The sequence below is a fragment of the Streptomyces sp. NPDC059564 genome (assembly GCF_042735575.1).
Classification (GTDB): Bacteria; Actinomycetota; Actinomycetes; order Streptomycetales; family Streptomycetaceae; genus Streptomyces.
Map to the genome: position 1 here is coordinate 1 of NZ_JBHWBP010000126.1, position 20,145 is coordinate 20,145.

A 20,145-nucleotide genomic window follows, 5' to 3' on the forward strand; every position below is an offset into this window, starting at 1 on the left:
TGCGGGGGGAAGGGGGCATGGGGGGGGGGGGTCTACAGCTACGCGCCCCGTACCCCCGCGGGGGTACGGGCCGCTTCGGGTGGGGCTACGCCTTGCGGAGGCGGAAGGTCAGGGCGAGGGAGTCGTCCGTGAAGGGGGCGCCGTACGTGGGGTCGGCGGAGCCTTCGGCGAAGTCGGTGGCCAGGACCTCGTCGGAGATGAGCGCCGCGTGGTCCGTCAGGGCCGTGACGACCTCCGGGTCCGTCGAGGACCAGCGGAGCACGATGCGGTCGGCCACGTCGAGGCCGGAGTTCTTCCGGGCCTCCTGGATCAGGCGGATCGCGTCACGGGCCAGCCCCGCCAGCCGCAGCTCCGGCGTGATCTCCAGGTCGAGGGCGACCGTCGCGCCGGAGTCGGACGCCACCGACCACCCCTCGCGCGGGGTCTCCGTGATGATGACCTCCTCCGGGGTGAGGGACACCGGGGCGCCGTTCACCTCGACCTCGGCCGTGCCGGACCGCAGGGCCAGCGACAGTGCCGCCGCGTCGGCCGCGGCCACCGCCTTCGCGACGTCCTGCACGCCCTTGCCGAACCGCTTGCCCAGCGCGCGGAAGTTCGCCTTGGCCGTGGTGTCCACCAGCGACCCGCCGACCTCTGACAGGGAGGCCAGGGAGGAGACGTTCAGCTCCTCCGTGATCTGGGAGTGCAGCTCCGGGGAGAGGGTCTCGAAGCCGGACACCGCGACCAGCGCGCGGGACAGCGGCTGGCGGGTCTTCACGCCCGATTCGGCCCGCGTCGCGCGGCCCAGCTCCACGAGGCGGCGTACCAGCAGCATCTGCTGGGACAGGGCCGGGTCCACCTGAGCGGCGTCCGCGACCGGCCAGGTCGACAGGTGCACCGACTCCGGGGCGTCCGGGGTGACCGGGACGATCATGTCCTGCCAGACCCGCTCCGTGATGAAGGGGGTGAGCGGGGCCATCAGGCGCGTGACCGTCTCCACGACCTCGTGCAGCGTGCGCAGCGCGGCCTTGTCGCCCTGCCAGAAGCGGCGGCGCGAGCGGCGGACGTACCAGTTGGAGAGGTCGTCCACGAAGGAGGACAGGAGCTTGCCCGCGCGCTGGGTGTCGTACGACTCCATCGCCTCCGTCACCTCGGACACGAGGGTGTGGAGCTCCGAGAGCAGCCAGCGGTCCAGAACCGTGCGGTCGGCCGGGGCCGGGTCCGCGGCGGACGGGGCCCAGCCCGACGTACGGGCGTACAGGGCCTGGAAGGCGACCGTGTTCCAGTACGTGAGGAGGGTCTTGCGGACGACCTCCTGGATCGTGCCGTGGCCGACGCGGCGCGCCGCCCACGGGGAGCCGCCGGCCGCCATGAACCAGCGGACCGCGTCCGCGCCGTGCTGGTCCATGAGCGGGATCGGCTGGAGGATGTTGCCCAGGTGCTTGGACATCTTGCGGCCGTCCTCGGCGAGGATGTGGCCCAGGCAGACCACGTTCTCGTAGGAGGACTTGTCGAAGACGAGGGTGCCGACCGCCATCAGCGTGTAGAACCAGCCGCGCGTCTGGTCGATGGCCTCCGAGATGAACTGCGCCGGGTAGCGCTTCTCGAAGATCTCCTTGTTCTTGTACGGGTAGCCCCACTGCGCGAACGGCATCGAGCCCGAGTCGTACCAGGCGTCGATGACCTCGGGGACGCGGACGGCCTCCAGGGAGCAGCCCTCGTGGGTGCAGGTGAAGGTGACGTCGTCGATGTACGGGCGGTGCGGGTCCAGCTGCGACTGGTCGGTGCCGGACAGCTCGGTCAGCTCCGCGCGCGAGCCGACGCAGGTGAGGTGGTTCTCCTCGCAGCGCCAGATCGGCAGCGGGGTGCCCCAGTAGCGGTTGCGGGAGAGCGCCCAGTCGATGTTGTTGTTCAGCCAGTCGCCGAAGCGGCCCTGCTTGACCGAGTCCGGGAACCAGTTCGTTTTCTCGTTCTCCCGCAGCATCGCGTCCTTGACGGCGGTGGTGCGGATGTACCAGGAGGGCTGCGCGTAGTAGAGCAGGGCCGTGTGGCAGCGCCAGCAGTGCGGGTAGCTGTGCTCGTAGGCGATGTGCTTGAAGAGCAGGCCGCGCGCGTCGAGGTCGGCGGTCAGCTTCTCGTCGGCCTTCTTGAAGAAGACGCCGCCGACGAGCGGGACCTCCTCCTCGAAGGTGCCGTCGGGGCGGACCGGGTTCACGACGGGCAGGCCGTAGGCGCGGCAGACCGCGAGGTCGTCGGCGCCGAAGGCGGGGGACTGGTGGACCAGACCGGTGCCGTCCTCGGTCGTGACGTACTCGGCGTTCACGACGTAGTGGGCGGGCGCCGGGAACTCGACCAGGTCGAAGGGGCGCTGGTACGTCCAGCGCTCCATCTCCTTGCCCGTGAAGGTCTCGCCGGTGGCCTCCCAGCCCTCGCCGAGGGACTTCTCCAGCAGCGGCTGGGCGACGACCAGCTTCTCCGAGCCCTCGTCGCCGGTACGGCGGGCGACGACGTACGTGACCTCGGGGTGCGCGGCGACGGCCGTGTTGGACACCAGGGTCCAGGGGGTCGTCGTCCAGACCAGCAGAGCCGCCTCGCCCGCGAGGGGGCCGGAGGTCAGCGGGAAGCGGACGTAGACCGAGGGGTCGACGACCGTCTCGTAGCCCTGCGCCAGCTCGTGGTCGGAGAGGCCGGTGCCGCAGCGGGGGCACCAGGGGGCGACGCGGTGGTCCTGGGTGAGCAGGCCCTTGTTGAAGATCTCCTTCAGCGACCACCACACGGACTCGACGTAGTCGGGGTCCATGGTCCGGTAGGCGTCGTCCAGGTCGACCCAGTAGCCCATGCGGGTCGTGAGCTCGGTGAACGCGTCGGTGTGGCGGGTCACGGACTCGCGGCACTTCGCGTTGAACTCGGCGATGCCGTAGGCCTCGATGTCCTGCTTGCCGTTGAAGCCGAGCTCCTTCTCGACGGCGAGCTCGACGGGCAGGCCGTGGCAGTCCCAGCCGGCCTTGCGGGCCACGTGGTAGCCGCGCATGGTGCGGAACCGGGGGAAGACGTCCTTGAAGACGCGGGCCTCGATGTGGTGCGCGCCGGGCATGCCGTTCGCGGTCGGCGGGCCCTCGTAGAAGACCCACTCGGGGCGGCCTTCGGACTGCTCCAGGGTCTTGGCGAAGGTCTTGCTCTCGCGCCAGAAGTCGAGGACGGCGTGCTCGAGGGCAGGCAGGTCGACCTGGGCGGGGACCGGGCGGTACTGCGGCGGTGTGGTCATGAGGCTGAACTCTTCCTCCGGCGGGGTGTCACTTCCGTCCGGAGGGACGAGAGCCGAACGGCTGCTCCCGCGGTACCACCCTCCTTGGCCCCCGGACACGTCCGGTGGCCCCCTCATTGGGGTGCGAAGCCGGTTCTACTGGCCCTACGGGGATCCGTACGGGCGTTCTTCCGGCGGCTCAGGGGTGATCCTTCGCATCGCGCTCGCCCCCGGGCTCTCACCGTCCCCGGGTCGCTCCTGGCTGCGTCCGACGCTACTCGTCCCCGTCCATGCCTCTCGCTGCGCCCAGTGTACGGGCCGGGGCCCCGCTCGGCAGACCGGTTATCCGGCGGCCCGGGCGTGACCCGGATGGGCTGATCGCCCGGTACGGGATCCACTGGGGCGGGTGGGGCGGATTACCGGGCTTCCGGATGGGCACAACGGATGCAGGTTGACCTCGATGGACGCGTGCCCCGTTGCCGTGTGGTCGGCGCCGATTTATCGTTCCGGCACGATTCGCGAACAAGATCACAGTACGTGAAAAGGGGCCGCGGCCATGGTGGCGAAGAAGACGGCGACGCAGGAGGTGGCTGCTGTGCCAGGCTCCACGCCTGCCGCCAAACGGGCTGCTCCGGCCAAGAAGACGGCGGCCAGGAAGACCGCGGCGGTGAAGAAGACGGCTGCGGTCAAGAAGACGGCAGCCGCCGAGGAGACGGCAGCCGCCAAGAAGGCGGCCGCGGTCGAGAAGACGGCAGCGACGACGAAGGCGGCGCCGGCGAAGGCGGCCGCGAAGGGCACCACGGGCAAGGCCGCGGCCAAGAAGGCCGCGACCGAGGGGGCGGCCCCGGCCGCGCGGAAGACGGGAGCTCGGAAAGTGGTTGCCAAGAAGACTGCGGGTACGGCCAGGAAGACGGCCGCTGCGGCCACCAGCGGGCTCCCGAAGGCGCGGGCCACGGCGGCGACCCCGCCCGGGGAGCTGGCCGTACGCCCCGGAGAGGACCCCTGGACCGAACAGGAGGTCCAGGACGCCCGTACGGAGCTGGTGTCGGAGGTGCTGCGGCTGCGCGCCGAACTGGAGGCCTCCGAGGTGGCCATCACGGGCCTGATGCGGGACTCGGGCGACGGTGCGGGCGACGACCAGGCCGACACCGGTACCAAGAACATCACCCGGGAGTCCGAGCTGGCCCTCGCCGCGAACGCCAGCTCGATGCTGGAGCAGACCGAGCGGGCCCTGGAACGGCTGGAGGCGGGCACGTACGGGCTCTGCGAGAACTGCGGGAAGCCCATCGGCAAGGCGCGGATGCAGGCGTTCCCGCGGGCCACCCTGTGCGTCGACTGCAAGCAGAAGCAGGAGCGGAGGCACTAGGCGCGACGTGCGCCCCCTGACGTACTCTCGTGTCTCGTCAGGATCGAGCTAGTCGAGGGACTCACGTGGCAGAGGCGGAGCGCATCATCGGTACGCCGGAGGTCGGGGACGACGCCGAGCCGCAGTCCGAGCCGGTCGCGCCCAGGGGGCGGCGGCGGATCGCGGCGCTCATCGTCGTGGCGGTGCTCGCGTACCTGGTCGACCTCGGCAGCAAGATGCTGGTCGTGGCCAGGCTGGAGCACCAGCCGCCGATCCGGGTCGTCGGCGACCTGCTGAAGTTCGAGGCCATCCGCAATCCCGGGGCGGCCTTCGGGTTCGGCGAGGCCTTCACGATCATCTTCACCTGCATCGCGGCCACCGTGATCGTGGTGATCGTGCGCCTCGCGCGCAAGCTGTACAGCCTGCCGTGGGCCATCGCCCTGGGCCTGCTGCTCGGCGGCGCGCTGGGCAACCTCACCGACCGGATCTTCCGTTCGCCGGGCGTGTTCCGCGGGGCGGTCGTCGACTTCATCGCCCCCGCGCACTTCGCGGTCTTCAACCTCGCGGACTCGGCGATCGTGTGCGGCGGGATCCTGATCGTCCTGCTGTCCTTCCGGGGCCTGGACCCGGACGGCACCGTCCACAAGGACTGATCGCGGGCCGATCGCGGGAATGCTCCTCTGCCGAGTCCTGCATACTCGACAGGTGAGTACGATTCCCGAGATCCGCACCCTGCCCGTTCCCGATGGCCTCGAGGGCGAGCGCGTCGACGCCGCCATCGCCCGTATGTTCGGTTTTTCCCGGACCAAGGCGGCCGAACTGGCGTCGGAGGGGAAGGTCTCGGTCGACGGCAGCGTCGTCGGCAAGTCCGAGCGGGTGCACGGCGGCGCCTGGCTCGAAGTCGAGATGCCCGCCCCGCCGCGGCCCGTCGAGCTCGTCGCCGAGCCCGTGCCCGGCATGGAGATCGTCCACGACGACGACGACATCGTCGTGATCATGAAGCCCGTCGGCGTCGCCGCCCACCCGAGCCCCGGCTGGACCGGCACCACCGTCATCGGCGGTCTCGCCGCCGCCGGCTACCGGATCTCCACCTCCGGCGCGTCCGAGCGGCAGGGCATCGTGCACCGCCTCGACGTCGGCACGTCCGGCCTGATGGCCGTCGCCAAGTCCGAGCGCGCGTACACCTCGCTGAAGAACCAGTTCCGCGAGCGGGTCGTGGACAAGCGCTACCACGCGCTGGTCCAGGGCCACCCGGACCCGATGAGCGGCACCATCGACGCGCCGATCGGGCGGCACCCCACCGCCGACTACAAGTGGGCCGTGACGCAGGAGGGCAAGGCCTCCGTCACCCACTACGACCTGATCGAGGCGTTCCGGGCGGCGTCGCTGCTGGACATCAAGCTGGAGACGGGGCGCACGCACCAGATCCGCGTGCACATGTCCGCGCACCGGCACCCCTGCGTCGGTGACCTGACGTACGGGGCCGACCCGACCGTCGCGAAGCGGCTGGGGCTGACCCGGCAGTGGCTGCACGCGGTGCGGCTCGGCTTCGAGCACCCCGCCGACGGGCAGTGGGTGGAGTTCGAGAGCGGCTACCCGGCCGACCTCCAGCACGCGCTGGATGTGATCCGGGCCGAGAGCCAGTGACCGCCGGGGCCGGTGCCGCTGCTGCTGCCGCCGCCGTCTCGGTGAGGGTCGCGGAGTCCGAAGCGGACCTGGCGGCTTGCTACGTCGTGCGGACCGAGGTGTTCGTGGTCGAGCAGTCCGTGCCGGAGTCGATCGAGTACGACGCGTACGACGCGGTGGCGGTGCACGTGCTGGCCGTGGGGCCGGACGGGGAGCCGCTGGGCACCGGGCGGCTGCTGCACGGGCCCGAGGCCCTCGGCAAGACCGGCTCGCCGGAGGTCGGCTCGCTGGGGCGGCTGGCCGTACGGAAGTCCGCGCGCGGGCTGGGCGTCGGGGTGGCGCTGGTCCGGGCGATCGAGGCGGAGGCCGCCGGGTTGGGGCTGGCCGCCGTTGATCTGGGGGCGCAGACGCATGCGCTCGGCTTCTACGAGCGGCTCGGCTACGTGGCCTACGGCCCGGAGTTCGAGGACGCGGGCATCCCGCACCGGGCGATGCGGCGCGCTCTGCCGTAGCCCGGAGGGTTCGGCGCGGCGCCGTTGCCGGGGGCCGGCCCCCGGACCCCCGCGCCTCAAACGCCGGCGGGGCTGTATGGGCCGGGCGGGGCTGGATTGCCCGGAGGGCAATTTCAGCCTCGCCGGCGCTTGAGGCGCGGGCGCGGAGCGCCGTGTGGTGAGCCGCGCCAAGGCGCAGACCCGGGTCTCTCAGCCGCGCCGGCGGTCGAAGGGCGGGTCGGGGACTGCCCCGCGCCTCGACACGCGGCGGCGGGGCTTGTGGACCGGCCAGCCGAGCGGCAGCGTACTGGCAGGGTGGGGGAGTGGATCAGCTTGCTCTGCTGTTCGTGCTGTTGCTCGGGGCCGTGGTCACCGTTCCGCTCGGGGACCGGCTGGGGCTGCCCGCGCCCGTGCTGATGACCATCGGCGGGGTGGTGCTGGCCCTGGTGCCGGTCGTGCCGAACGTGGACGTCCCGCCCGAGTACATCCTGCCGCTCGTGCTGCCCCCGCTGCTGTACGCCTCGGCGCAGCGGACCTCCTGGCGCCAGTTCGCGGCCAACGTCCGGCCGATCCTGCTGCTGGCCGTGGCGCTGGTGTTCGTGACCACCGCCGCCGTCGCGGCCGTCGCGCACGCCGTCGTGCCGGGGCTGCCCGTCGCCGCGGCCGTCGCGCTCGGCGCGCTCGTCGCCCCGCCCGACCCCGTCGCGGCCACCGCCGTCGCCGGGTCGCTCGGGCTGCCCCGCCGGATGGTGTCCATCCTGGAGGGCGAGGGCCTGTTCAACGACGTCACCGCCATCGTGCTCTACCACGTGGCCGTCGCGGCCGCCGTCAGCGGCAGCTTCTCCTGGCCCGACGCGCTCGGCGAGTTCGTGCTGTCCGCCGTGGTGGCGGTGGCCGTCGGGTTCGCGCTGGGCTGGGCCACGCGGTGGCTGATGGGCCGGCTCGGGGACGCCACGCTCCAGATCGGGCTGACGCTGCTGGTCCCGTTCGTCGCGTACGTGGTGGCGGAGGAACTCCAGGGCTCCGGGGTGCTGGCCGTGCTGACGACGGCGCTGTTCCTCGCCGAGTACGCCTCGGACGCCGACGACGTGCTGGGGCGGCTCGCCGGCCACACCTTCTGGGAGATCGTCGACACCCTGGTCACGGGGGTGGCGTTCGGGCTGATCGGGCTGGAGCTGCACAACGTCTTCGGCGTCGCGAAGGGCCGCGCGTGGGAGATGGCCGGCTGGGCGGCGACCGTGATCGCGGTGGTGATCGGCGTACGGCTGCTCTGGCTGCTGCCGGCCGGCTGGCTCGCGAAGAAGCTGCACGGCCGGCGCGACTACGACGAGGAGATCCCGCTGAGCTGGCGGGAGAGCGTGGTGATGTGGTGGGCCGGGATGCGCGGGGTGGCCTCGGTCGCGCTGGCCCTGGCTATTCCCTTGCGCACGGACTCCGGCGAGCCCTTCCCCGCGCGGGACGAGATCGTGTTCATCGCCTTCGCGGTGATCATGGTGACCCTGGTGTGCCAGGGGCTGACGCTGCCGTTGCTGGTGCGGCGGCTGGGGGTGGAGGCGGACGTGGACGCCGAGCGGGAGGTCGAGCGGCAGCTGGCGCTGCGCGCGGCGAAGGCCGCCAAGCGGCGGCTGAGGGAGATCGAGGAGGTCGAGGACCTGCCCGAGGACCTCGTGGAGACGCTGTACCGGCGCGCGTACGACGTCGGGGCCAGGATCAGCCCCGATCTGGTCGACGAGGAGCGGCGCGAGGCGTACGCGAAGCGGGTCGAGCGGATCCGGCACGTCCAGCGGATCCAGCGCGAGATGATGTCCGCCGCCCGGCACGAGGTGCTGGCGGCGCGCAGTGAGCCGGGGGCGGACCCGGAGATCGTGGACCGGGTCCTGCGCCACCTCGACGTCCGCAGCCTGCGGAGCAACTAGTCAGGCGGGCGGCGGCTGCGATTCCGACGTCGTGACGCGGGGCAGGGCGTACGGGTGCTGCGCGGCCAGCCAGGTGATCAGCTGCTCGCGGACCGCGCAGCGCAGCGTCCACACGTCGTCGCCGTTCTTCGCGGTGACCACCGCCCGCACCAGGATGGTGTTCGGGGTGGTGTCGGTGACGGCCAGGCTGGCGGAGCGGCCGTCCCACTCGGGGATGTCCTTGAGGATCTCGGCGAGCTTGTCCCGCATGACGGCGACGGGTGCCGAGTGGTCGAGGTGCCAGAAGACCGTGCCGGTCATCTGGGCGCCCCCGCGCGACCAGTTCTCGTAGGGCTTGCTGGTGAAGTACGAGACCGGCATCGTGATCCGGCGTTCGTCCCAGGTGCGTACGACGAGGAAGGTCAGGGTGATCTCCTCGACCTTGCCCCACTCCTTGTCCACGACCACGGTGTCCCCGATGCGGACGGTGTCGCCGAAGGCGATCTGGAGTCCGGCGAAGAGGTTGCCGAGGGAGGACTGGGCGGCGATGCCGGCCACGATGCCGAGGACCCCGGCCGAGGCCAGCATCGAGGTGCCGATGGTGCGCATCGCCGGGAAGGTCAGCAGCATCGCGGCGGCGGCGACCACCACGGCCACGGCGGTGACCACCCGCTGGATCAGCGTGACCTGGGTGCGGACCCGGCGGACGCGGGCGTCGTCCGGGGCGGAGGCGGCGTAGCGGGCGTAGGCGGAGTCGACGACGGCCGTGGCGATCCGGACGAGGAGCCAGGCGGTCGAGGCGATCATGATCAGGGTCAGGGCGTGCCCGACGAGGGATCCGTACGCGGGGAAGATGCCCGCCTGCCGGTGCGAGGCCTGGAGCAGGGCGGTGCCCAGGACCAGCCGGAAGGGCACGCCGCAGCGGCGCAGCAGCCCCCAGAGCAGGGTTTCGGTGTGCCGGGCGTCGGCCTGGCGCAGCAGCAGGTCGAGCAGCCACCCGGCGAGCAGGGTGACGACCAGCACGGCGGCGACGGCCACGACGGGCCGCAGGACGTTCTCCATCTCCATGCCTGAGAACCTAACCGCGAATGGCACGATGGGAGGCATGAACATCGTGCTCTTCCACTCGACGTACGGGCTGCGGCCCGCGGTGCACGCGGCGGCCGACCGGCTGCGCGCGGCCGGACACCAGGTCCAGGTGCCGGACCTCTTCGAGGGGCGTACGTTCGCGACGGTCGAGGAGGGCCTGGCGCACCAGGAGGAGGTCGGCCGCGACGAGCTGCTCAAGCGGGCGGTGCTGGCGGTGGCCCCGTACTCCGACCAGGGTCTGGTCTACGCCGGTTTCTCCTACGGCGGCTCCGTCGCCCAGCACCTGGCGCTGGCCGACGACAAGGCGCGCGGGCTGCTGCTCCTGCACGGCACGGCGGACCTGGAGGAGAACGCGTTCGCCGACGAGCTGCCGGTGCAGCTGCACATCGCGGACCCGGACCCCTTCGAGACGCGGGACTGGCTGACCGCCTGGTACCTGCGGATGCGGCGGGCCGGGGCGGACGTGGAGGTCCACACCTATCCGGGGGCCGGGCACCTGTTCACGGACCCGGACCTGGACGACTACGACGCGGAGGCCGCCGAGGAGACCTGGAAGGTCGCGCTCGGCTTCCTCGACAGCTTGTAGGACGGACGGGGGCAGGGCCCCCGGCGTGCTGCCGGGGGCCCTGCCGTCTGCGCGGGGAGGCGCGGTCACCGCTCGTGGGCCGGGCCTGTGGACCGGCCTGTGGATCAGGCGCGGTAGGCCGTCCACATGCTCTTCATGCGGGAGACCTGGCCGGCCGTGAACTGGTACATGCAGGAGTCGTACGTGTAGTCCATGAAGTTGTGGATCGGGTCGGCACCGGCCGCGGAGCAGGTGTCGCGCCCGGTCGGGCACTCGAAGGCGGCGCTGGACTCCGCCGGGGTGTCGGAGACCGAGTCGCCGCTGCCCGAGCAGCCGCCCTGGAAGGTGTGGTACAGACCCAGCCAGTGGCCGACCTCGTGGGTGCCGGTGTCGCCCTGGTTGTAGTTGGTGGCCGAACCGCCCGGGATCGAGCTGTTGAGGATGACCACGCCGTCCATCTTGGGCTGCGAGGCGTAGGAGCTGGGGAAGGTCGCCCAGCCGAGGAGCCCGCCGCCGAGGTTGGCGGTGTAGAGGTTGAGCGCGTTCTTGCCGCCCTTGCGCAGGGCGTTCTTCATGTCCTTCTCGGCCTTGGTGCCGTCCGAGACGTTGTACCAGGTGGAGTTGTCGGTGTAGTCGGTCCCGGCCAGGGAGAACTGGAAGCCGGAGTCGACGTTGCCGGTGCCCTGGCCCGCGTAGGCGGCGTTGAGGACCGAGATCTGGCTGTTGATCTGGGCGGCCGTCAGCTTGCCGGCGGTGCCGGACGTGATGACGTGCACGTAGACCGGGATGGTCGTGGTGGCGGCCGCGGCGCCGGCGATGCCCTCGCTCTGCTGCGGGGAGAGCTGGAGCTGGCCGAGCTTCTTCTTCAGGTCGGCGTCCATGGCCTTGACCTGGGCGTCGGTGACCTCGTTGGGGTCGGCCGCGTGCTGGTCCTTCGGGCGGGCCACCCGGGCGTTGGCCGGGGCGGAGCCCTGCTCCGCACAGACCTCGGCGGGGGTCTTGGCGGAGGCCGCGGCGACCGTGGTCGGCGCGGTCAGCGGGGCGAAGGCCAGGGTGGAAGCCAGCACGGCCGTACCCATGAGGCGGCGGCGGAGCAGGGGGGATATGCGGGCAACAGCGCGCACGTTGACTCCTCGCGAAAGCGTGGTGGGGGGTGAGGTATTTCCTCACGCTGGCCGGAATCTTACGTGTGCATGTCATTCAATTGGCAAGTACTCGTAGGTTAAAGATTTGTTGCCGACGAGGCCGGAGGGGCCCCCGGTCTGTACCAGGAGCCCCTCTTCGCAGCAGATTTGACGGGTGCTCAGTACACGGGCCGGTCGGCCCGCTCCACCTTCTGCGTGCCGCTGAGCGTGCGGTACGAGCGCTCCCAGGCGGAGGTCGCGTCCTGCCGCCGCTTGTCGGAAACCACGTAGTAGTCCATCTGCGAACGCTCGGCCGTCACGTCCAGGACGCCGTATCCGTGGGCGTCCATGTCCAGCCACTTGACGTGCCAGTTCGCGGCCTTGATGGCCGATTCCGCCACCAGCGAGAGCGTGTCCGGCAGCACGTGCAGCATGTCGTCGAGGTTGTCGGAGGTCACCGACGTCACCACGAACTCGGTCGCCGCCGTCCCCGAGCCCGGGTACGTCGCCTTGTTCACCGGGAGCTCGTTCGCCCACGCCATGTGGATGTCGCCGGTCAGGAACACCGTGTTCTTGATGTTCCGGTCCTTCAAGTGGCCCAGGAGTTCCTTGCGGTCGTCCGTGTAGCCGTCCCACTGATCCACATTGATCGCTATTCCACCCTCGGGCAGGCCGAGCAGCTTGGTGAGCGGCTTCAGCAGGTGCGCGGGCAGCGCGCCGAAGGCCACCGGCGAGATCATCACCGAGGTGCCGACCAGCTGCCAGGCCGCGTTCGAGGACGCCAGCCCCGCCTTGAGCCAGTCCAGCTGCGCCCGCCCGGTGATGGAGCGCTCCGGGTCGTCCACCGAGCCGCTGCCGACCTTGGTCTGCTGCGAGCGGAAGGAGCGCAGGTCCAGCAGGTGCAGGTCGGCGAGGGAGCCGAAGCGCAGCCGCCGGTAGACGGTACCGGCGATGGAGGGGCGTACGGGCATCCACTCGAAGTAGGCCTGCTTGGCGGCGGCCGCGCGGGCCGCCCAGTCGCCCTCGGTGTCCGGGGTGTGGTTCTCCGCGCCCCCGGACCAGGAGTCGTTGGCGAACTCGTGGTCGTCCCAGATGGCGACGATCGGGTGGGCCGCGTGCAGGGCCTGAAGGTCGGCGTCCGTCTTGTACTTGCCGTGCCGGGTGCGGTAGTCGGACAGCGAGACGATCTCGTGCCGCGGCTCGTGGGGGCGTACGACGTACTTGGCCTCCGGGTAGGAGCCGCTGCCGTACTCGTAGATGTAGTCGCCCAGGTGCAGGACCGCGTGCAGGTCGCTCCGGGCGGCCAGGTGCCGGTACGCCGAGAAGTAGCCGGACTCCCAGTTGGCGCAGGAGACCACGCCGAAGCGCACGCCGGGGGTGGTGGCGTCGGCCGCCGGGGCGGTCAGGGTGCGGCCGGCCGGGGAGACCGCGGCGCCGGCGGTGAACCGGTACCAGTACGGGGTCTGCGGGCGCAGCCCGCGCACGTCGGCCTTGACGGTGTGGTCGGTGGCGGCGCGCGCGGTCAGCGAACCGCTCGCGACGATCCGGGAGAAGCCCTTGTCCTCGGCCACCTCCCAGCCCACCGCGGTGTCCGGGCCCAGGCCCGAGCCGGGCACGGCCTCGGGGGTCGGGGTGACGCGGGTCCACAGCAGGACCCCGTCGGGCAGCGGGTCGCCGGAGGCGACGCCGTGCAGGAAGGCGGGGGCGGAGCCCGCCGCGTGGGCGGCGCTCGCGCCCAGGGAGGTGAGCGGCGCGAGGGCGGCCGTGGCCGCGGCGGCCAGAACGACCGTACGGCGGCGCGGGTGTGCCGGGCGGGAGGCCGGTTCGGCGGTGCCGGCGGAGGAGGTGAGATGACTGGTCACGGGCGACGATATTACTGACTGGTATTCAGCCATGGCCAGTCTCGAAAAGGGAACAGGCGGGCGAACTCTAGGAGTTCACCCGCCTGTTGTTCGTCCCGCTATGACCGGATCGGTCACCGGATGGGGCGTTGGATCAGCCCGCCAGGGCCTTGTCGATCGCCGCCGTGAACGCCTCCGGCGTGGCCGGGGTCTCGATCTTCTTGCCGTCCATCTTCAGCGTCGGAGTGCCCGTCACCCCGGAGTCGTTGAAGGACTTCGACATCTCCATCGCCCACCGGTCGTACGTACCGTCCTCGACGGCCTTCTTGAACTCGGCGTTGCCCTTGAGCGCCGGAACCGTGTCCGCGACCTTGACCAGGTAGTCGTCCTTGGCGAAGCTGTCGACGGTCTCGTCGGGGTGCAGCTCCTTGGAGTAGAGCGCCCCCTTGTAGTCCAGGAAGGCCTGCGGGCTCACGTTCAGCGCCGCGCCCAGCGCGCTCAGCGCGTTCTTCGAGCCCTCGCCCTTGGAGGCGTTGTCGATGAAGGTGGCGCCGATGTACCGGAGCTTGTACTTGCCCGCGTCGACGTCCTTCTTGACCTGCTCGCCGACCGACTGCTCGAAGGCGGCGCACGCCGGGCAGCGGGAGTCCTCGTAGATCTCCAGGGTCTTCTTGGCCTCGGGCTTGCCGATCACGACGGTGACGCCGTTCTCGCCCTCGGTGTTCTTCGGCTTGACCAGGGTGGCCTTCGCGGCCTTGTCCCAGTAGCCGGGCTGGTTGGCCTGGACGACCAGGTAGCCGACGCCGGCGGCCACCGCCAGGACGGCGACGACCGCGCCGCCGACGAGCAGCTGGCGGCGCGCCTTGTCCTTCTTGGCCTGCTTCTCGCGCTCGACGCGCAGCTTCTCGCGGGCGGCGGCCTTGTTCTGCTGGCTGTTGCGTGCACTCATGATGATCTCCGTGGGACGTGGAGGGACGAAAGGGGAACTGCCGTACGTACGTCAGACGCTCGCGAGCGCCGCGCGTACGGGAGGTCCCCGCCGTCCCACGGAATGAGCCGGGAACCGGGTACGGGCACCCGTGCCCGGGAACAGCGGGCGCAGCGCCCGCCCGGCGGACCGGGCGGCCACCGCGACCGAGGCCACCGCGAGCAGCAGCGGCCGGAACGCGAAGGCGGCCACCGCCCGCAGCAGCCGGGCCAGGGCCCGCTCGCCGTGCCGCAGCCAGGCGGCCGCCAGCAGTCCGACGCCGACGTGGACGCCGAGCAGCAGCCAGGGCGTCCACGGCCCGGGCGAGGCCAGCAGCGAGGCCGGGTCCCCGGCGGGCCCCGCCATCCGGGTCAGCGGGACGCCCACCGGGGCGCCGCCGCACAGCTCGTCCAGGCCCAGCGCGCGCAGCGGCCCGGAGACCGGCCCGCCCGCCGGGCCGTAGCAAACGTGCTGCCCGGCGGTGAAAACGGTGTCGGCCGCCAGCTCCAGCGGTACCAGCAGCCCGGCGATCGGGCCGAAGCCGCGCTCCCGGCCCGCCAGGGCGAAGGCGATGGCGAACACCCCCGCGAAGGCCCCGCCGATCAGCGCGGGCGGCAGCGGAACCCGGGACATGAGCACGTGGGAGCCCGCCGAGAGCAGCACGACGAGCGCGCTGAACAGCGCGGCCCGCAGCCCCCTCGGTCCTGCCCCTGATATGTCCATCGTCGCGAGTCTGCCATGCCTCCCTGTGGATCCAGGGCCCCGGGGCGGGTCCGCCCCGTGACCTACGGCATGATCCGGCCGTTGCGGAACAGGTCCACGAAGATCTGGTGGTCGGCGCGCGCCCGGGTCCCGTAGGCGTGGGCGAAGTCCACCAGCAGCGACGCGAAGCCCTCCTCATCGGCGGCGATGGCCGCGTCGATGGCCCGCTCGGTCGAGAAGGGGACCAGGGAGTGGCCGCTCTCCGCCGCGTCGGCCGCCGCGTGCATGGTGGCCGTGGCCCGGCCCAGGTCCGCGACGACCGCCGCGATCTCCTCGGGGTCGTCCAGGTCGGACCAGTCCAGGTCCACCGCGTACGGGGAGACCTCGGCGACCAACTGCCCGGAGCCGTCCAGCTCCGTCCAGCCCAGCCACGGGTCGGCGTGCGCCTGCAGGGCGCGCTGCGAGATCACCGTGCGGTGCCCCTCGTGCGTGAAGTACTCGCGCACCGCCCGGTCGGTGATGTGCCGGGACACGGCCGGGGTCTGCGCCTGCTTGAGGTAGATCACGACGTCGTTCTCCAGGGCGTCGCTGTGGCCCTCCAGCAGGATGTTGTACGAGGGCAGGCCGGCCGAGCCGATGCCCACGCCCCGGCGGCCCACGACGTCCTTGACCCGGTAGGAGTCCGGGCGCACGAGGGACTCCTCGGGCAGGGTCTCCAGGTACCCGTCGAAGGCGGCCAGCACCTTGTACCGGGTCGCCGCGTCCAGCTCGATCGCGCCCCCGCCGTCCGAGAAGCGGCGCTCGTGGTCGCGGATCTCCGTCATGGAGTCCAGCAGGGAGAAACGGGTGCGGGAGCGGGCCGAGCGCAGGGCCGACAGCAGGGCGCCCTCGGCGGTGTCCAGGGTGAAGGAGGGGACCTCGTCGTGCTTGGCGCCCGTGGCCAGGTGGTGGATGCGCTCCCGGTAGGCGCCCGCGTAGATCCGTACCAGCTCGCTGATCTGCTCGTCGCTGAGCGCCTTGGTGTAGCCGATCAGGGCCACGGAGGCGGCGAAGCGCTTCAGGTCCCAGGTGAAGGGGCCGACGTAGGCCTCGTCGAAGTCGTTGACGTTGAAGATCAGCCGGCCGTTGGAGTCCATGTACGTGCCGAAGTTCTCGGCGTGCAGGTCGCCGTGGATCCACACCCGGCCGGTCTGCTCGTCCAGGTACGGGCCGCCGTGCCGGTCGCGCTCCAGGTCGGCGTAGAAGAGGCAGGCCGTGCCCCGGTAGAAGGCGAAGGCCGAGGCCGCCATCTTCCGGAACTTGACCTGGAAGGCGGCGGGGTCGGCTGCGAGCAGCTCGCCGAAAGCGGTGTCGAACACATCCAGTATCTGCTCGGCGCGCTGCTCGTCGGTCGTCTCGGGTACCGCCATGGCGGGTGCCTCCTGGTGGTGCGGGGTGGATCGCTTGCCGATCACGTGTTTGATCCGGAGGGGCTCGGACGGGTGTCCTTCCCCTCTGGCTCTGCAACGGATGAAGGTACCCGCCGGTGCCCCGTTTGTGTCAGTCGGGAGACGTAGGATTCAAAGCTGCCGCCCCTCTCTCCCCCCGGAGGACTCCCACCGTGACCAAGACGCCGTTCACGCACCTGCACGTCCACACCCAGTACTCGCTGCTGGACGGTGCCGCGCGGCTGAAGGACATGTTCAACGCGTGCAACGAGATGGGCATGACGCACATCGCCATGTCCGACCACGGCAACCTGCACGGGGCGTACGACTTCTTCCACACCGCGAAGAAGGCCGGGGTCACCCCGATCATCGGCATCGAGGCGTACGTCGCCCCCGAGTCCCGTCGCAACAAGCGGCGCATCCAGTGGGGCCAGCCCCACCAGAAGCGCGACGACGTCTCCGGCTCCGGCGGTTACACCCACAAGACGATCTGGGCGGCGAACGCCACCGGCCTGAACAACCTCTTCCGGCTGTCCTCCGACGCGTACGCCGAGGGCTGGCTCACCAAGTGGCCGCGCATGGACAAGGAGACCATCAGCAAGTGGTCGGAGGGCCTGATCGCCTCCACCGGCTGCCCCTCCGGCGAGCTCCAGACCCGACTGCGCCTCGGCCAGTTCGACGAGGCCCTGAAGGCGGCCTCCGACTACCAGGACATCTTCGGCAAGGGCCGCTACTTCCTGGAGCTGATGGACCACGGCATCGAGATCGAGCGCCGGGTCCGCGACGGCCTGCTGGAGATCGGCAAGAAGCTCGGCATCCCGCCGCTGGTGACGAACGACTCCCACTACACCTACGCGAGCGAGGCCGGCGCCCACGACGCCCTGCTCTGCATCCAGACCGGCAAGAACCTCTCGGACCCGGACCGCTTCCGCTTCGACGGCACCGGCTACTACCTGAAGTCCACGGACGAGATGTACGCCATCGACTCCTCGGACGCCTGGCAGGAGGGCTGCGCCAACACGAAGCTGGTCGCGGAACAGGTCGACACCGAGGGCATGTTCACGTTCCGGAACCTGATGCCGAAGTTCGACATCCCCGACGGCCACACCGAGGTCAGCTGGTTCCGCGAGGAGACCATGCGCGGCATGCACCGCCGCTACCCCGCGGGCATCCCGGACGACCGGATGAAGCAGGCCGAGTACGAGATGGACACGATCATCTCGATGGGCTTCCCGGGCTACTTCCTCGTGGTCGCCGACTTCATCATGTGGGCCAAGAACCAGGGCATCGCGGTGGGCCCGGGCCGAGGCTCCGCGGCCGGCTCGATCGTCGCGTACGCGATGGGCATCACCGACCTCGACCCGCTCACCCACGGCCTGATCTTCGAGCGCTTCCTGAACCCCGAGCGCGTCTCCATGCCCGATGTCGACATCGACTTCGACGAGCGTCGGCGCGTCGAGGTGATCAGGTACGTGACCGAGAAGTACGGCGCCGACAAGGTCGCCATGATCGGCACGTACGGCACCATCAAGGCCAAGAACGCGATCAAGGACTCCGCGCGCGTCCTGGGCTACCCGTACGCCATGGGCGACCGGCTCACCAAGGCCATGCCCGCCGACGTCCTCGGCAAGGGCATCCCGCTCTCCGGCATCCTCGACCCGCAGCACCCCCGCTACGGCGAGGCCGGCGAGATCCGCGGGATGTACGAGAACGAGCCGGACGTGAAGAAGGTCATCGACACCGCGCGCGGTGTGGAGGGCCTGGTCCGCCAGATGGGCGTGCACGCCGCCGGCGTGATCATGTCCAGCGAGACGATCACCGACCACGTGCCCGTCTGGGTGCGGCACACCGACGGCGTCACCATCACCCAGTGGGACTACCCGAGCTGCGAGTCGCTCGGCCTGCTGAAGATGGACTTCCTCGGCCTGCGCAACCTCACGATCATGGACGACGCCGTCAAGATGGTGAAGGCCAACAAGGGGATCGACATCGATCTCCTGGGCCTCCCGCTCGACGACCCCAAGACCTTCGAACTGCTCGGCCGCGGTGACACCCTCGGCGTCTTCCAGTTCGACGGCGGCCCCATGCGCTCGCTGCTGCGCCTGATGAAGCCCGACAACTTCGAGGACATCTCCGCCGTCTCGGCCCTGTACCGGCCGGGCCCGATGGGCATGAACTCGCACACGAACTACGCCCTGCGCAAGAACAAGCAGCAGGAGATCACCCCCATCCACCCGGAGCTGGAGGGGCCGCTCGAAGAGGTCCTCGCGGTCACCTACGGCCTGATCGTGTACCAGGAGCAGGTCCAGAAGGCCGCCCAGATCATCGCCGGGTACTCGCTCGGCGAGGCCGACATCCTGCGCCGCGTGATGGGCAAGAAGAAGCCCGAGGAGCTGGCGAAGAACTTCGTCATCTTCGAGGAGGGCGCCAAGAAGAAGGGCTTCAGCGACCAGGCGATCAAGGCCCTGTGGGACGTCCTGGTCCCGTTCGCCGGCTACGCCTTCAACAAGGCCCACTCGGCCGCGTACGGCCTGGTCTCCTACTGGACCGCGTACCTCAAGGCGAACTTCCCGGCCGAGTACATGGCGGGCCTGCTCACCTCGGTCAAGGACGACAAGGACAAGTCCGCGATCTACCTGAACGAGTGCCGCCGCATGGGCATCAAGGTGCTCCCGCCGAACGTCAACGAGTCCGAGCCGAACTTCGCCGCCCAGGGCGACGACGTGATCCTCTTCGGCCTCACCGCGGTGCGCAACGTCGGCCAGAACGTCGTCGAGTCGATCATCAAGACCAGGAAGGCGAAGGGGAAGTTCTCCGCCTTCCCCGACTTCCTGGACAAGGTCGAGGCCGTCGTCTGCAACAAGCGGACCGTCGAGTCCCTGATCAAGGCCGGCGCCTTCGACGAGATGGGCCACACCCGCAAGGGCCTGGTCGCCCACCACGAGCCGATGATCGACAACGTGGTCGCGGTGAAGCGCAAGGAGGCCGAGGGACAGTTCGACCTCTTCGGCGGAATGGGTGACGAGGGCGCGAGCGACGAGCCCGGCTTCGGCCTCGACGTCGAGTTCTCCGACGTCGAGTGGGAGAAGTCCTACCTGCTCGCCCAGGAGCGCGAGATGCTCGGCCTCTACGTCTCCGACCACCCGCTCTTCGGCCTGGAGCACGTCCTGTCCGACAAAACGGACGCGGGCATCTCCCAGCTCACCGGCGGCGAGCACGGCGACGGCGCGGTCGTCACCATCGGCGGCATCATCTCCGGCCTCCAGCGCAAGATGACCAAGCAGGGCAACGCCTGGGCCATCGCCACCGTCGAGGACCTGGCCGGCTCCATCGAGTGCATGTTCTTCCCCGCGACCTACCAGCTCGTCTCCACCCAGCTGGTCGAGGACACCGTCGTCTTCGTCAAGGGCCGCCTCGACAAGCGCGAGGACGTCCCCCGGCTGGTCGCCATGGAGATGATGGTCCCCGACCTGTCCTCCGCCGGCACCAACGCCCCGGTCGTCCTCACCATCCCGACCGTCAAGGTCACCCCGCCGATGGTCACCCGTCTCGGCGAGATCCTGCGCCACCACAAGGGCAACACCGAGGTGCGGATCAAGCTCCAGGGGCCGCGGACCACCACCGTGCTGCGCCTCGACAAGCACCGCGTCCAGCCGGACCCGGCGCTCTTCGGCGACCTCAAGGTGCTGCTCGGCCCGTCCTGCCTGGCCGGATAGCCGCACCGGAACACGTACGTACGGAAGGGCTCGCCCCGCCCCGCCCGGGGGGGCCGAGCGGGGTACGCACCCGGGGGGGCGGCGGGCGTTGTGGGCGGAGCGCGGCAGGATTACCAGTTGGGGCAATTGCAGAG

The 20,145-nt window shown here is 70.6% G+C and carries 14 protein-coding genes; 7 read left to right on the top strand and 7 right to left on the bottom strand.

Annotated features, from left to right (window positions below; translation table 11 throughout):
• Nucleotides 1-85: 85 nt before the first annotated feature.
• Nucleotides 86-3,244, bottom strand: coding sequence for an isoleucine--tRNA ligase (gene ileS, locus ACFV0Q_RS21480; protein WP_385007666.1), 3,159 nt, complete (start codon nucleotides 3,242-3,244; stop codon nucleotides 86-88).
• A gap of 535 nt (nucleotides 3,245-3,779) precedes the next feature.
• On the opposite strand from ileS, the gene ACFV0Q_RS21485 reads away from it, so the two are divergent.
• The 5 genes from ACFV0Q_RS21485 to ACFV0Q_RS21505 all read left to right on the top strand — a co-directional run bounded on the left by ACFV0Q_RS21485 (nucleotide 3,780) and on the right by ACFV0Q_RS21505 (nucleotide 8,601).
• Nucleotides 3,780-4,589 carry a TraR/DksA family transcriptional regulator gene (locus tag ACFV0Q_RS21485; RefSeq protein ID WP_385007668.1) on the top strand — a complete coding sequence of 270 codons (810 nt, stop codon included), beginning with the start codon at nucleotides 3,780-3,782 and terminating at the stop codon, nucleotides 4,587-4,589.
• A 65-nt stretch (nucleotides 4,590-4,654) separates the two neighbouring features.
• On the top strand, nucleotides 4,655-5,221 hold the full coding sequence (lspA, locus tag ACFV0Q_RS21490; RefSeq protein WP_385007670.1) for a signal peptidase II: 567 nt from the start codon (nucleotides 4,655-4,657) through the stop codon (nucleotides 5,219-5,221).
• 52 nt (nucleotides 5,222-5,273) lie between these two features.
• Nucleotides 5,274-6,215, top strand: a complete 942-nt coding sequence (locus ACFV0Q_RS21495) for an RluA family pseudouridine synthase (protein ID WP_385007672.1) — start codon at nucleotides 5,274-5,276, stop codon at nucleotides 6,213-6,215.
• A complete protein-coding gene (locus ACFV0Q_RS21500) occupies nucleotides 6,212-6,706 on the top strand; it encodes a GNAT family N-acetyltransferase (protein WP_385007674.1) in 495 nt (164 codons plus the stop codon). The genes ACFV0Q_RS21495 and ACFV0Q_RS21500 overlap by 4 nt, the downstream gene beginning before the upstream one ends.
• Before the next feature lie 302 nt (nucleotides 6,707-7,008).
• The gene (locus tag ACFV0Q_RS21505) at nucleotides 7,009-8,601 is read left to right on the top strand and encodes a Na+/H+ antiporter (RefSeq protein WP_385007676.1); all 1,593 of its coding nucleotides are present in this window, start codon (nucleotides 7,009-7,011) and stop codon (nucleotides 8,599-8,601) included.
• Here the strand turns inward: ACFV0Q_RS21505 and ACFV0Q_RS21510 are convergent, their stop codons facing one another.
• Entirely contained in the window at nucleotides 8,602-9,642 is a 1,041-nt protein-coding gene (locus tag ACFV0Q_RS21510) for a mechanosensitive ion channel family protein (RefSeq protein WP_385007688.1), read from the bottom strand. It abuts the gene before it with no gap.
• Between the two features lie 34 nt (nucleotides 9,643-9,676).
• Between ACFV0Q_RS21510 and ACFV0Q_RS21515 the strand changes: the two genes are divergently transcribed.
• Nucleotides 9,677-10,255, top strand: a complete 579-nt coding sequence (locus tag ACFV0Q_RS21515) for a dienelactone hydrolase family protein (RefSeq protein WP_385007678.1) — start codon at nucleotides 9,677-9,679, stop codon at nucleotides 10,253-10,255.
• 104 nt (nucleotides 10,256-10,359) lie between these two features.
• Here the strand turns inward: ACFV0Q_RS21515 and ACFV0Q_RS21520 are convergent, their stop codons facing one another.
• The 5 genes from ACFV0Q_RS21520 to ACFV0Q_RS21540 form a co-directional block, all read right to left on the bottom strand.
• Nucleotides 10,360-11,313, bottom strand: a complete 954-nt coding sequence (locus ACFV0Q_RS21520) for a zinc metalloprotease (RefSeq protein WP_385007690.1) — start codon at nucleotides 11,311-11,313, stop codon at nucleotides 10,360-10,362.
• 224 nt (nucleotides 11,314-11,537) lie between these two features.
• A complete protein-coding gene (locus tag ACFV0Q_RS21525) occupies nucleotides 11,538-13,220 on the bottom strand; it encodes an alkaline phosphatase D family protein (RefSeq protein ID WP_385007680.1) in 1,683 nt (560 codons plus the stop codon).
• A gap of 133 nt (nucleotides 13,221-13,353) precedes the next feature.
• Nucleotides 13,354-14,148, bottom strand: a complete 795-nt coding sequence (locus ACFV0Q_RS21530) for a DsbA family protein (RefSeq protein WP_385007682.1) — start codon at nucleotides 14,146-14,148, stop codon at nucleotides 13,354-13,356.
• 51 nt (nucleotides 14,149-14,199) lie between these two features.
• The gene (locus ACFV0Q_RS21535) at nucleotides 14,200-14,889 is read right to left on the bottom strand and encodes a hypothetical protein (protein WP_385007684.1); all 690 of its coding nucleotides are present in this window, start codon (nucleotides 14,887-14,889) and stop codon (nucleotides 14,200-14,202) included.
• Between the two features lie 62 nt (nucleotides 14,890-14,951).
• Nucleotides 14,952-16,277 carry a DUF2252 domain-containing protein gene (locus ACFV0Q_RS21540; protein WP_385007692.1) on the bottom strand — a complete coding sequence of 442 codons (1,326 nt, stop codon included), beginning with the start codon at nucleotides 16,275-16,277 and terminating at the stop codon, nucleotides 14,952-14,954.
• A gap of 191 nt (nucleotides 16,278-16,468) precedes the next feature.
• Between ACFV0Q_RS21540 and dnaE the strand changes: the two genes are divergently transcribed.
• A complete protein-coding gene (gene dnaE, locus ACFV0Q_RS21545) occupies nucleotides 16,469-20,011 on the top strand; it encodes a DNA polymerase III subunit alpha (RefSeq protein ID WP_385007686.1) in 3,543 nt (1,180 codons plus the stop codon).
• Nucleotides 20,012-20,145: the final 134 nt, after the last annotated feature.

Bases quoted from the DNA above. Each gene is read 5' to 3' on its own strand.
- ACFV0Q_RS21485 (WP_385007668.1), top strand. From the start codon at position 3,780: ATGGTGGCGAAGAAGACGGCGACGCAGGAGGTGGCTGCTGTGCCAGGC.
- ACFV0Q_RS21530 (WP_385007682.1), bottom strand. From the start codon at position 14,148: ATGAGTGCACGCAACAGCCAGCAGAACAAGGCCGCCGCCCGCGAGAAG.
- ACFV0Q_RS21540 (WP_385007692.1), bottom strand. From the start codon at position 16,277: ATGGCGGTACCCGAGACGACCGACGAGCAGCGCGCCGAGCAGATACTG.
- ACFV0Q_RS21535 (WP_385007684.1), bottom strand. From the start codon at position 14,889: ATGGACATATCAGGGGCAGGACCGAGGGGGCTGCGGGCCGCGCTGTTC.
- ileS (WP_385007666.1), bottom strand. From the start codon at position 3,244: ATGACCACACCGCCGCAGTACCGCCCGGTCCCCGCCCAGGTCGACCTG.
- ACFV0Q_RS21520 (WP_385007690.1), bottom strand. From the start codon at position 11,313: ATGGGTACGGCCGTGCTGGCTTCCACCCTGGCCTTCGCCCCGCTGACC.
- ACFV0Q_RS21515 (WP_385007678.1), top strand. From the start codon at position 9,677: ATGGGAGGCATGAACATCGTGCTCTTCCACTCGACGTACGGGCTGCGG.
- ACFV0Q_RS21510 (WP_385007688.1), bottom strand. From the start codon at position 9,642: ATGGAGAACGTCCTGCGGCCCGTCGTGGCCGTCGCCGCCGTGCTGGTC.